Origin of the sequence: Caniella muris, from assembly GCF_943193035.1 — a bacterium.
In the GTDB taxonomy this organism is placed as follows: Bacteria; Actinomycetota; Coriobacteriia; order Coriobacteriales; family Atopobiaceae; genus Granulimonas; species Granulimonas faecalis.
In genome coordinates, this window is record NZ_CALPCK010000001.1 from 948,437 (window position 1) to 961,601 (window position 13,165).

7 protein-coding genes are annotated in these 13,165 nt (G+C 72.3%); all 7 read right to left on the reverse strand.

Going from position 1 to position 13,165, the window contains the following annotated elements; all coding sequences use genetic code 11:
• Window positions 1–130: 130 nt before the first annotated feature.
• On the reverse strand, window positions 131–1,615 hold the full coding sequence (locus NFR49_RS04125) for a glutamate synthase subunit beta (RefSeq protein ID WP_251158384.1): 1,485 nt from the start codon (window positions 1,613–1,615) through the stop codon (window positions 131–133).
• A gap of 3 nt (window positions 1,616–1,618) precedes the next feature.
• Complete coding sequence (gltB, locus tag NFR49_RS04130) at window positions 1,619–6,253, reverse strand: glutamate synthase large subunit (RefSeq protein WP_251158385.1); 4,635 nt, start codon at window positions 6,251–6,253, stop codon at window positions 1,619–1,621.
• Between the two features lie 266 nt (window positions 6,254–6,519).
• Window positions 6,520–6,864 (reverse strand): hydrogenase maturation nickel metallochaperone HypA/HybF, encoded by a 345-nt coding sequence (locus NFR49_RS04135; RefSeq protein WP_251158386.1) that lies wholly within the window; start codon window positions 6,862–6,864, stop codon window positions 6,520–6,522.
• A 5-nt stretch (window positions 6,865–6,869) separates the two neighbouring features.
• Window positions 6,870–9,713 (reverse strand): FAD-dependent oxidoreductase, encoded by a 2,844-nt coding sequence (locus NFR49_RS04140; protein WP_251158387.1) that lies wholly within the window; start codon window positions 9,711–9,713, stop codon window positions 6,870–6,872.
• Window positions 9,706–10,434, reverse strand: a complete 729-nt coding sequence (gene hypB, locus NFR49_RS04145) for a hydrogenase nickel incorporation protein HypB (protein ID WP_251158388.1) — start codon at window positions 10,432–10,434, stop codon at window positions 9,706–9,708. The genes NFR49_RS04140 and hypB overlap by 8 nt, the downstream gene beginning before the upstream one ends.
• Window positions 10,435–10,538: 104 nt before the next feature.
• Window positions 10,539–10,844 carry an SWEET family sugar transporter gene (locus NFR49_RS04150; protein ID WP_251158389.1) on the reverse strand — a complete coding sequence of 102 codons (306 nt, stop codon included), beginning with the start codon at window positions 10,842–10,844 and terminating at the stop codon, window positions 10,539–10,541.
• Window positions 10,845–10,995: 151 nt separating this feature from the next.
• Window positions 10,996–13,131, reverse strand: coding sequence for an NAD-dependent DNA ligase LigA (gene ligA / locus NFR49_RS04155; RefSeq protein ID WP_251158390.1), 2,136 nt, complete (start codon window positions 13,129–13,131; stop codon window positions 10,996–10,998).
• Window positions 13,132–13,165: the final 34 nt, after the last annotated feature.

Genomic DNA, 13,165 nt, shown 5'->3' on the forward strand with positions numbered 1-13,165 from the left:
CTAGGCAACCTGGTGCTTTTTACCAATTTCACCTGAGCATATTTATAAATTTAGAGATATCTATGGACACGGGAGGAACAAAAAAAGGGCCCCCTCACGAGCCGTCGTGAGGGGGCCCTTGCCGACGGGGTCAGGAGAGGCGGGACGCCACCTCCCGGGCGCAGGCCAGGCCGTCGGCCATGGCGCTCACCACGAGGGAGGCGCCGGAGCGGCAGTCGCCGGCCACGAAGACCGGCACGGCGCAACCGGACACGGCGTCGTGGCCGCCCTCCCCCACCAGCGGCAGCGGGCGGTCGTCGCGCGTCTCCACGGAGAAGGCCTCGAGGACCGCCGGCGCCGGGCCGGTGAAGCCCATGGCGATGAGCACGAGCTGGGCCGGGACCTCCTCCTCGGAGCCCTCGACGGGCACGGGGGAACCGCCCGACCAGTCCAGGTGCCGGAAGCGCAGCGCGGCCACCGACCCGTCGCCGCCGTCCACGAGGGCCTGGGTGTCGGCCCCCCAGGTGCGGGGGTCGTCGCCGCCCACGGCCTCGGCCTCCACCTGGCCGTAGTCCACCTTGAGCTCCTGGGGCCACTCGGGCCACGGGTTGGAGGCCGGGCGCGTCTCGGGCGGGCACGCCATGAACTCCAGCTGCCGGACCGAGCGGGCGCCTTGGCGCAGGGCCGTGGCCACGCAGTCGGTACCGGTGTCGCCGCCGCCGACGACCACGACGTCGAGCCCCGCGGCGGAGACCTCCGGGGTGACGGCCGCCGGGTCGCCGTCGGCCGCCTCGACGGCCCTGGTGCTTGCCGTGAGGTAGTCCACAGCCATGACCACGCCGTCGAGGTCCGACCCCGGCACCGCGAGACGGCGGGCGGCCCCGGCGCCGCAGGCCAGCACCACGGCGTCGCAGGACGAGGCGATCCCATCCGCCACGGCCGGGTCGGAGGCGTCGGAGCCCGTCTCAAACGCCACGCCCTGGCCCTCGAGCCACCCCACTCGACGGCGTACCACGGACTTGTCCAGCTTCATGGTCGGGATGCCGTACATCAGGAGGCCGCCGGGGGCGTCCGAGCGCTCGTGCACGGTGACGTCGGCGCCCAGGCGGCAGAGCTCCCAGGCGGCGGCGAGGCCGGCGGGGCCGGACCCCACCACGGCCACCGAGCGTCCGGCGAGGGGCCGGGGGCGCCCGGGGTCGAACGCGGCCGGGCCGCCGTCGGCCCACTCGTGGTCGGAGATGGCGAGCTCGTCGTCCTTGATGGCGGTGGCCCCGCGGTCGCGGCCCAGGTTGCAGGCCGCCTCGCAGAGGGCCGGGCACACGCGGCCCGTGAACTCGGGCATCGGGTTGGTGACGCGCATGCGCGACGCCGCCTCGCCCCAGAGCCCGCGCCACACGAGGTCGTTCCACTCGGGGATGAGGTTGTGGAGCGGGCAGCCGCTCACGCGGGCGCGTCCGAAGGGGCGCCCGGTCTGGCAGAACGCCACGCCGCAGTCCATGCAGCGGCTCGCCTGGAGACGCTGGCGCTCGTCTGGCAGCGCGACGGCGATGGGACGGTAGTCGCCCAGGCGCTCCTCGACGGGGCGCTCGCCGTGGGTGCAACGGTCTATCTCGAGAAAGCCACCGACCTTGCCCATGGCCTACCTCCCCATCCTCATGGCGTCGAACGCCTGCTGCTCGGCCTCGGCCCTGGTGGCGCCCGCCGCGAGCGCGGAGTCAACCAGGGCGGTCACCCGCGCGTACTCGCGCGGCAGCACCTTCCTGAACCTCCCGGACACCGGGCCGAAGCGGTAGAGCAGCTTGATGCCCAGGGGGCTGCCGGTGCGCTCCACGTGCTCCTCGATGAGGGCACGCACCCGCCCGAGGTCGTCCCCGTCGCAGGGCAGCACGTCCACGAGGCCCTTGTTCACCCGCGACTCCAGCGTGCCCAGCTCGTCGTAGACGTAGGCCACGCCGCCGCTCATGCCGGCGGCGAAGTTGGGGCCCACCTCGCCCAGGATGAGGGCCACGCCGCCGGTCATGTACTCGCAGCCGCAGGTGCCCACGCCCTCGGCCACCACCGTGGCGCCGGAGTTGCGCACGGCGAAGCGCTGGCCCGCCAGGCCGTTGACGAACCCGCGGCCGGCCGTGGCGCCGTAGAAGGCCACGTTGCCGATGGCGGTGTTCTCGTTGAACTTGTACGTGGCCCCCTCGCCCGGGTGCACCGAGACGATGCCGCCGGAGAGGCCCTTGCCCACGTAGTCGTTGGCGTCGCCCGAGATGTCGAGGGAGATGCCCGCCGGCAGGAACGCGCCGAACGACTGGCCGCCGGATCCCTGGCACCGGATGCGGACGGTGTCGTCGGGCAGCCCCTCGGGATGCCGGGCCGTCACCGCGGCACCGAGCATGGTGCCTACGCAGCGGTTGACGTTGGCGAGGTCGGCCGTGAACTCGATGGGCGTCAGGTGCTCGCGGGCGTCGGCCGTGTACGGGATGAAGAGCGTGGCGTCGAGTGTCCGCTCGAGGGCCATGTCGAAGCGCATCTCCTCGAGGAACCGCGTGCCCGAGGCGCCGGGGACCGAGGTGCCGTAGAGGTTGGTGCCCGCGGCCAGGAGGGCCGAGAGGTCGAGGGTGCGGGCCTTCCACGGGCCCTCCCCCGCCTTCTGGCGCAGTCGCTCCGGGTGCCCCACCATCTCGTCCACCGCGCGGAAGCCCAGGGCCGCCATCTCGCGGCGGAGGTCCTCGGCCATGAAGGTCATGAAGTTGACCACGTCGTCGGGGGTGGCCTTGAACTGCCGGCGCAGGCAGGCGTTCTGCGTGGCGATGCCGGCGGGGCAGGTGTCCTGCTGGCAGTCGCGCTGCATGAGGCAGCCCATGGCCACGAGGGGCATGGTGGCGAAGCCGAACTCCTCGGCGCCGAGGAGGGCAGCCACGGCCACGTCGCGGCCGCTCATGAGCTTGCCGTCGGCCTCCATGACCACGCGGGAGCGCAGGCCGTTGCGGAGCAGCGTCTGCTGGGCCTCGGCGAGGCCCAGCTCCAGGGGCAGGCCCGCGTGGTAGATGGAGTCCCGCGGGGCGGCGCCGGTGCCGCCGTTGGAGCCGGAGATGAGGATCTTGTCGGCGCCTCCCTTGGCCACGCCGGTGGCGATGGTGCCCACGCCGGCCTCGGCCACGAGCTTCACCGACACGCGGGCGCCGGGGCTGGCGTTCTTGAGGTCGAAGATGAGCTCGGCGAGGTCCTCGATGGAGTAGATGTCGTGGTGCGGCGGCGGGCTGATGAGGCCCACGCCAGGGGTGGAGCGGCGCACCTCGGCAATCCAGGGGTAGACCTTGGCCCCGGGCAGGTGGCCGCCCTCGCCGGGCTTGGCGCCCTGGGCCATCTTGATCTGGATCTCGGTGGCGCTGCCAAGGTAGCGGCTCGTGACGCCGAAGCGCCCCGAGGCCACCTGCTTGATGGCGCTCCTGGCGGAGTCCCCGGGCCGCCATCCGGCGATGGAGCCGGGGGCCAGCGGCGCCTCGCGGGCCGGGTCCTCGCCGCCCTCGCCGGTGTTGGAGCGGCCGCCCAGCCGGTTCATGGCCACGGCCAGGCACTCGTGTGCCTCCTTGGAGATGGAGCCGTAGCTCATGGCGCCGGTGTTGAAGCGGCGGACGATGGAGGAGGCGGGCTCCACCTCGTCGAGGGGCACGGGGCCGGAGGGCAGCGGCACGCACTCGAGGAGGTCGCGCAGCATCATGGGGCGGCCGGGGCGGTGCACGTGGGCCACGTAGGCGTCCCAGAGGTCGGCGTCGTTCTCGCGGCAGGCGCGCTGCAGGAGGTAGATGGCCTCGGGGTCGATGAGGTGCTCCTCGCCCTCCCACACGCCGTTGTCGGGGCGCCACTTGGTGGCGCCGGAGCTGGGCAGCTGGTCGGGGGCCGGCGAAAGGGCCAGGGCGTCGGCCTCGGCGCGGCGCTCCACGAGCTCGCGCTGGATGTCCGCGAAGCCCAGGCCGCCCACGCGCGACGGCACGCCGGAGAAGCAGCGGTCCACGACCTCGCCGGCGAGGCCCACGGCCTCGAAGATCCGGGCGGCGTGGTAGCCCTGCATGGTGGAGATGCCCATCTTGGACATGATGGAGACGATGCCCGAGGTGACGGCGCGGTCGTAGTTGGCCAGGGCCTCGGCGAGGCCCACGGTGACGGCGCCGGTGGCGACGGCGCAGGCCAAGGCGTCGTGGGCGCCGCGGGGGTGCACGCCGGACGCCGAGAAGCCCACGAGGGCGGCGAAGTCGTGGGCGCAGACGGCGTCGCCGGTGTCCACGACGATGTCGACCTCCATGCGCAGGCCGCGGGCCATGAGTCGGTCGTGGACGGCGCCGAGGGAGAGCAGCGACGGCACGGGGATCAGCGCGGGGTCGCAGTCGTCGGTGAGCACCACGACGTTGGTGCCGGCCGCCACGGCCCGCTCCACCTCGTCGCAGAGGGCGTCCAGGGAGGCCTCGAGGGCGCCGGGGCCCGCGGCGGGGTCGAAGGCGCCCACGAAGGTGCGGGCGTGGAAGCCGGTGCGGTCGAGGGCGGCGATACGGCGGAAGGCGTCGTCGGACAGGATGGGGCCGTCGAGGGCCACAAGGCGGCAGTTGTCGCGGGCGTCCTCGAGGATGTTGCCGTGGTTGCCGAGATAGAGCACGCTGCTCGTGACCATGGACTCGCGCAGGGCGTCGATGGGCGGGTTGGTCACCTGGGCGAACAGCTGGTAGAAGTAGTCGAAGAACGGCCGGGGCCTCGCCGAGAGGCAGGCGAGGGGCGTGTCGAAGCCCATGGAGGCCAGGGGCACGGCCCCCTTCTCGGCCATGGGACGCAGCACCTCGGCGACATCGTCCCACGAGTGGCCGAGGGCCGCCATGGACCAGGCGAAGGGGCGCCCGTCGAAGGGCTCGCGGCCCGGGTCGCCCGGGTCGTCGAGGTCCGCCACGGCGAGGGTCTCCTCGGCGATCCAGTCGGCGAAGGGCTTGGCGCTGGCGAGGTCGCGGCGGAGCTCGTCGTTCCAGACGATGCGGCCCTCCGCCGGGTCCACCTCGAGCATCTCGCCGGGGCCGAGGGAGCCGGCCACGAGGATGTCGGCCGGGTCCACGTCCAGGGTGCCCACCTCGCTGGAGAGCAGCAGGCGGTCGTCGTGGGTCACGTAGTAGCGGGCCGGGCGCAGGCCGTTGCGGTCGAGGGACGCGCCGAGGGTGCGGCCGTCGGTGTAGGCGATGGCGGCCGGGCCGTCCCAGGGCTCCATGAGCATGGACTGGTAGCGGTCGAAGGCGCGGCGCTCGCGGTCGAGGTGGTCGTTGCGGTCCCAGGGCTCGGGCATGAGCAGGGAGGCCGCGCGGCTCATGGAGCGGCCGTTCATGACGAGGAACTCAAGGACATTGTCGAGGATGGCGGAGTCGGATCCCTCGCGGTCGATGACCGGCAGGACCTTCTCGAGGTCGGGGCCCATCACCGGCGAATAGAGCCCGGGCTCGCGGGCGCGCAGGGCGCAGACGTTGCCCTTGAGGGTGTTGATCTCACCGTTGTGGATGATGTAGCGGTTGGGGTGCGCGCGCTCCCAGCTGGGCGTGGTGTTGGTGGAGTAGCGGGAGTGCACGAGGCAGAGGGCGCTCTCCACGGCGGCGTCGTTGAGGTCGAGGAAGAAGCGGCGCATCTGGGTGGCGAGCAGCATGCCCTTGTAGACCACCGTGCGCGCGCTCATGGAGCACACGTAGAAGATGCGGCCGTCGAGGGCGCTCGAGGCCTCGGCCGCCTTCTCGACGGTGCGGCGGCACACGTAGAGGGCGCGCTCGAAGTCGTCGCCGGCGGCCACAGCGTCCGGGCGGCCGATGAAGGCCTGCCAGATGGAGGGCATGGTGTCGCGGGCGGCCTCGCCGAGGTCGTGGGGGTCCACGGGGACCTCGCGCCAGAACAGCAGCGGCAGGCCGGCGGCGGCGCAGCCGTCCTCGAAGGTGCGGCGGGCGGCGGTCACGCCGAACTCGTCCTGGGGCAGGAAGAGCATGGCCACGCCGTAGTCGCCCTCGTCGGGGAGCAGGCACCCCTCCTTCTGGGCCTCCTTGCGAAAGAACCGGTGGGGCACCTGCAAGAGGATGCCGGCGCCGTCGCCGGTGGTGCGCTCGAGGCCCACGCCGCCACGGTGCTCGAGGTTGACGAGGACCGACAGGGCGTCGTCGACCATCTGGTGGCTGCGCCTGCCCTTGATGTGGGCGAGGGCGCCGATGCCGCAGGCGTCGTGCTCGAACTCGGGGCGCCAGAGGGTGGGGCCGGGTTGCGGTTGGGTCATGCTCGCTCCCTAGGGGCCGGGGACTTGTCCGGGTCTCTCGTACCCTACGGCGGCAGTGTGTGGCCCCTGTTTCGTGCCCCCAGGGCTTACGAGATGGAAAAGGGGGCGTAACAGAGGGACGGACGGGGCGGCGCCGGGGCCCCTCCCGGCGCGGTTCTCCGTCGGAAGGGGCCCCGGAAGACGGCCCGTCGTTTCAACGATGAAATATACGAAGTGACAGATGGGCCAGGCACCCCTGTCACATCCCACACGTCGCGGGGCGGGGCCTAGACGACGGCGATCTCTCGGATCACCACGCCCGACCCCTGCTCCAGGTGGGTGTGGGGGCTGCCGCAGGCGGGGCACGTGCGGCCGTGGGCCACCGTGCCGTAGCGGGTGCCGCAGTCCTCGCAGAGCGTCACGGCGGGCTCCTCCTCCATGACGAGCTCGCAGTCGCGGAGCAGGTCCTCGCGGTCGGCGCACCAGCGCCAGGCGTCCTGGAGGAGCCGCGGCACCACCCCCGAGACCTCCCCGAGCTCCACGGTGACCGAGGCCACGGACGTCGCCCCGTTGGCCAGGGCGACGTCCCTCACCTCGTCGGCGATGTAGAACACGATGCCCAGCTCGTGCACCGCGCCTACACCTCCCGCCGGATCTTGCGGACGGCGATCTTCGCCGCGCGCTTGAGGGCGTAGGGGCCGATGGCCTTGAGCTTGTCCTCGGAGCGCACCATGGTGCTGGCCTCGGGGTGGTCGCGCACCAGATGGATGGCGTCGAACTCGCAGCGGGTGGTGCAGAGGCCGCAGCCGATGCACTGGTTGGGGTCCACCCAGCTCGCGCCGCAGGACAGGCAGCGCGCGGTCTCGGTGCGCACCTGCTCCTCGGTGAGCGTCCCCGCGTACTCGCGGAAGGGCTCGGCCTTCTCCTTGGCCCTGTCGGTCGCGGGGCGCTGGCGCGAGGAGGTGTCGTAGCTGGGCAGCACGGCGTCGTCCTTGTCCAGCTCCACGTAGAACCGGGGGTTGCGGCCCACGGTGAGGCTGGAGCCAGGGTGCACGTAGCGGTGGATGGAGACGGCCGCCTCGTGGCCCTGGGCGATGGCGTCGATGGCAAAGCGCGGGCCGGTGACCACGTCGCCGCCGCAGAAGACGTCGGGCTCGGCCGTCTGGTAGGTCACGGGGTCCACCACCGGCGAGCCGCCGCGGCCGAGCTCCACGGCGCTGCCCTCGAGGAGCGCGCCCCACTCCACGGCCTGGCCGATGGAGAAGACGAGGGTGTCGCAGGGGACCTCCTCGGTGTCGGCCTCGTCGTAGACCGGCGAGAAGCGGCCCTCGTCGTCGAACACCCGCACGCAGCGCTTGAACACCACGGAGGAGACGGAGCCGTCGTCGCCCACACGCACCTCGGCCGGGCCCCAGCCGCACGTGACGGTGACGCCGTCCTCGGCGGCCTCCTCGAGCTCCTCGTCGCTGGCGGGCATCTCGCCCCGCTGCTCCAGGCTGCGCATCTCCACGGAGGAGGCGCCGGCCCGGGCGGCCGTGCGGGCCACGTCCACGGCCACGTTGCCGCCGCCCACGACGACCGTGCGGCCGAGGGAGGCGCCGTCGAGGGTGCCCTCGGCGGCCCGGTGCAGGAAGTCAACGGCGGAGGAGACGTGCCCGGCATCCTCGCCGGGGATGCCGGCGGAACGGGAGCCCTGGCAGCCGATGGCGAGGTAGAAGGCGTCGTAGCCCTGCTCGCGGAGCTCGTCGAGGGTCACGTCGGAGCCCACGTCGACGCCGAGCCTGAACTCCACGCCCATCTGCGCCATGACGTCGATCTCGGCGTCGATGACGTCCTGCTCGAGCTTGAAGGACGGGATGCCGTAGGAGAGCATGCCGCCGGGCCGCGGGTTGCGGTCGAAGACCGTGGGGGCGTAGCCCTTCTCGGCCAGGTAGTAGGCGCAGGAGAGGCCGGCCGGCCCGGCGCCCACGATGGCGACCTTCTGGGGGAAGCCCCCGCGGTTGGACGGGGTCACCGCCGGCGGCACGTAGCGGGTGGCCGGGTCGAGGTCGGCGGCGGCCACGAACTTCTTGACCTCGTCGATGGCCACGGCGGCGTCCACGCGCCCGCGGGTGCAGGCGTCCTCGCAGCGGCGGTTGCAGATGCGGCCGCACACGGCGGGCAGCGGGTTCTCGCGCTTGATGAGGGCGAGGGCGTCGCGGTAGCGGCCCTGGGCGGCCAGCTTGAGGTAGCCCTGGACGGCCACGTGGGCCGGGCAGGCGGTCTTGCAGGGGGCCGTGCCGGAGTCGTAGGTCTCGCGGCGGTTGTCGTCGCGGTAGTTCGGGCTCCAGCGCTCGGGGCCCCAGGGCGTGGCGTCGGGCAGCTCGCGCACGGGGTACTCGGGCACCTTGCCGCCTGCCTTGGCGGAGCAGAGCTTCTGGCCGAGGGACACCGCGCCGGCGGGGCACACCTCGACGCAGCGGCCGCAGGCCACGCAGGCCTCGCGGTCGACCTCGGCGGTGTAGGCCGAGCGGCTCATGTTGGGGGTGTTGAACAGCTGGCTCGTGCGCAGGGCGTTGCAGATGTTCACGTTGCAGTTGCAGATGGCGAAGATCTTGTGCTCGCCGTCGATGTTGGTGACCTGGTGCACGAAGCCGTTCTCCTCGGCATGGCGCAGGATGGCGAGTACCTCGTCGCGGTCGATGTAGCGGCCGCGCTGGGTGTCCACGAGGTAGTCGGCCATGTCGCCCACGCCGATGCACCAGTCCTCGGGGTCGTCGGCCGAGCCCTCCCCCAGCTTCTCGCGGCTCATGCGGCAGCTGCAGGGGCTGGCGGCATACTTGCCGTCGTACTTGTCGAGCCAGTGGGTGATGTGCTCTACCGAGGCCGACTCGTTCTCCATGGGGATGGCCCGCTCCACGGGGATGACGTGCATGCCGATGCCGGCGCCGCCCGGGGGCACCATGGCGGTGACGCGCTCCAGGGGGAGCTGGGTCATGCGCTCGAACATCTTGGCCACCTGGGGGTGCTCGTCGATCTGGGACTGGCGCATGTTGAAGAACTCCGCCGAGCCCGGCACGAAGGGCGGCAGCACGTAGCGCAGCTCGCCCTCGGGGTTGCGGCCGTCCTCGTTCTCGCGGTTCCACTCGATGAGGCCCACGTAGCCCATGTCGAACAGGAGCGGCTCGAGCTCCGCGGGGTCCATGGAGCAGAGCTCGGCCAGCTGGGCGAGGGTCTTGGGCTTGCGCACCCCCATCTTGAGGGCCACCTCGGCCATGGGGTCGGTGATGCAGGCGGCCAGGCCGTAGTACTCGGGGTCGGCCGGGGTGACCTTGTGGCCGATGCGGTCGGAGACCATCTGGGCCAGCTCGAGGACCGGCTTGCGCACGGCCACGGAGGGGTCGGACGCCTCGGGGGGCACGTAGTCCCCCTCCACGGTGAGACCGGCCTCCCAGAGCCGCTCGATGCGCTCGTCGGCGGCCATACGACGCTCGTTAGGCATGGGAGCCTCCCTTCCAGGCGGCCACGGCGCCCTCGAGCCACGCCGTCCAGGCGTCGACGCCCTCGCCGGTCTTGGCCGACAGGCGGATGACGGGGGCCTCGGGGTTGCGCAGGCGCACGTTCTCGCGGAACCGCTCGATGTCGAAGTCGAAGAGCTCGCAGGTGTCGACCTTGTTGACCACCACGGCGTCGACCACCTCGAACATCAGGGGGTACTTGAGGGGCTTGTCGTCGCCCTCGGGCACCGAGACCAGGGCCACCGAGGCCGAGGCGCCGGTGTCGAACTCGGCGGGGCACACGAGGTTGCCCACGTTCTCGAGGACGGCGAGGTCGATGGGGGCGGCCCCCTGCTCGGCGGCGGCGGCATCGAGCTCCGCGAGGCCCTGGGAGGTCATGGCGGCGTCGAGGTGGCACATGCCGCCGGTGTGGAGCTGCACGGCCACCACGCCGGCGTCGGCCATGGTCACGGCGTCGACGTCGGAGTCGATGTCGGCCTCCATGACGCCCATGGACAGGCGGTCGCGCAGGCGCTCGGCCGTGCGGGTGAGGAGGGTGGTCTTCCCCGAGCCGGGGCTGCTCATGACGTTGAGCAGGAACGTCCCCCGCTCCCTGAGGTCGTCGCGCAGCCGATCGGCCCTCTGCTCGTTGGCCGCGAAGACCGATTCCTTCACCTCGATGACGCGCACCGCGCGCCCGTCGGACGCCTTGGGCTCTTGGGCCATGGCATCTCTCCTCTCCATAGGGTTTTTGCCAAGTCTAGCAACTCGACCGTTGACGGCCCCTATCAGACCGTCAACAAGACAAAAGACCCTGAAGAGATGACGACCTAGTGGAGGGCGGTGAGGAAGGTGACGCACCCCAGCACGATGCCGGGGATGTTGGCCACCACGATGGGCATGTCGCGGGGCCGCTCGAGCAGGCCGTAGGCGGTCCAGAACACGCAGTTGACCATGGCCACGAACGGCTGCACCGGGGAGCCGTAGTTACCGGCGAGGTTGTTGGCGATCTGGGGGATGTAGGAGACGTACATGAGCACGGAGAGGCACGAGGCCACGCGGCCGAGGGCCTTGACGGCGCGGACGCGGCGCGCGTCGTCGACGGGGGCTGCGGTGCGGGTGTCGGTGTCTGCCATGGGGTTCCTCCTCGGGGTCGCGGATGGGTACCGAGGACCCGGGTACCCGCGACCCCGAGGGGGCGACGGCGGCGTTCGGGGGACTCTACAGGGTCTTCACCGTCCGTCCGGGGCCGGCGCGCCCTCGGACGGGGCGCTCACGGACGGGCGCTCACGCGGGATCGGCGGCCGCCGGGGGCTCCCCCGTCTCGAGGACGCGCTCCAGGGCGGCCTGGTCGAGCACCGGCACGCCGAGGGACTCGGCCTTGGCGAGCTTGGAGCCCGCGGCCTCGCCCGCCACCACGTAGCTCGTGCGCTTGGAGACGCTGCCCGACACCTTGGCGCCCAGGGCCTTGAGGGCGGCACCGGCCTCGTCGCGCGTCATGCCCTGGAGGCTGCCCGTGAGCACGAAGGTGAGGCCCGCCAGGGTCTGGGGGCGCCCGGGGGCCGCGGGGGCGTCGTCGGCCATGGTGACGCCGGCCGCGCCGAGACGGGCGAGCACCTCGAGGTTCTCGGGGATGGAGAAGAACTCCGCCACGCTGGAGGCCACGACCGGGCCCACCCCGTCCACCTGGGCGAGCTCCTCCTCGGTGGCGGCCCGCAGCAGCTCGACGGAGGGGAAGGCAGCCGCGAGAGCGTCGGCCACCGAGGATCCCACGTGCACGATGCCCAGGCCGAACAGCACCCGGGAGAGCGGCCGGGACCTGGAGACCTCGATCTGGGCCACGAGCTTCTCGGCGGTGCGCCGGCCCGTGGGGATGGGGTCCCCCACGTCGTGGCCCTTGGCGCGCGTCTTGTAGGTGCGGCCCGTGGGGAGGGCGGCCACCTGCTCGACCGTGAGGGAGTAGATGTCGGCGACGTCGCGCAGGAGACCGGCGCCCACGAGGCGGCCGATCATCTCGGGACCCATGCCGTCGATGTCCATGGCCTTGCGCGACTGCCAGTGCTCGAGGCGCTCCAGGGACTGCGCGGGGCAGTCGATGGAGATGCAGCGGTAGGCCACCTCGCCCTCCTCGTGCACCACGGGGCTGCCGCAGGAGGGGCAGGTGGCGGGCATCTCGAAGGGCACGGAGTCGGCCGGCCGCTTGGAGAGGACCGGGCCCACGACGGCGGGGATGACGTCGCCCGCCTTGTGGACCACGACGGTGTCGCCCACGCGCACGTTGCGGCGGCGCACCTCGTCCATGTTGTGGAGCGTGGCGCGGGCGATGGTGGAGCCGGCCACGGTCACCGGGTCGAACTCGGCCACGGGGGTGAGGAAGCCCGTGCGGCCCACCTGCACGCGGATCTCGCGGAGGACCGTCTCCTTCTCCTCGGGCGGGAACTTGAAGGCGACGGCCCAGCGCGGGGCGCGCGAGGTGAAGCCGAGGGCCTGCTGCTGGGCGAAGGAGTCCACCTTCACCACCACGCCGTCGATGTCGTAGTCGAGGCCGTTGCGGTCGGCCAGGGCCTGGGCGCAGTACTCGTGCACGGCCGCGGCGCTCTCGCAGCGCTCGGCGTGGGGGTTGACGGAGAAGCCGCAGGAGCGCAGCCAGTCGAGGAACTGGGCCTGGGTGCTCACCTGCACCATGGCGGGGTCGGCCACGGCGTAGACGAACGTGGCGAGGTCGCGCGACGCCGTGACGCGGGGGTCCTTCTGGCGCAGCGACCCGGCGGCGGCGTTTCTCGGGTTGGCGAAGACGGGCTTGCCGGCGAGGTCGCGCTCCTCGTTGAGGCGGGCGAAGGCGCTCTTGGCCATGTAGACCTCGCCGCGCACCTCCACGGCCTGGCCGGCGCCGCCGTGGGGCAGCCCGGCGAGGCCGGCGTCGGCCAGGCGGGCCGGGACGTCGCCGATGGTGCGCACGTTGAGGGTGACGTCCTCCCCCACCGAGCCGTCGCCGCGGGTGGCGGCGCGCACGAACCTGCCGTCGCGGTAGGTGGCGGCCACGCCGAGGCCGTCGATCTTGAGCTCGCAGGTGTAGGCCACGGGTCTCTCGGGCGTGGCGCCCAGGGCCTCGTCGGTGCGGGCGAGCCAGCGGTCGAGCTCCTCGATGGTCATGGCGTCGTCGATGGAGTACATGCGCTGGGCATGGGCGACCGACGCGAACTGCGGGCTCACGTAGCCGCCCACCCGCTGGGTGTAGCTCTCGGGGACCACGAGCTCGGGGTGGCGGGCCTCGATGTCCTGGAGCTCGCCGAGCAGGCGGTCGAACTCGGCGTCGGAGATCTCGGGGTCGTCGAGGGCGTAGTAGCGGTAGGCGTGGTAGTCGAGCTTGGCGCGCAGCGCCTGGGCGCGGTCGCGCGCCTCGTCGAGAGAGGGCTTGTCCATGGGGCCTCCGGAAGCGTAGGTGTCACGCTCGGAG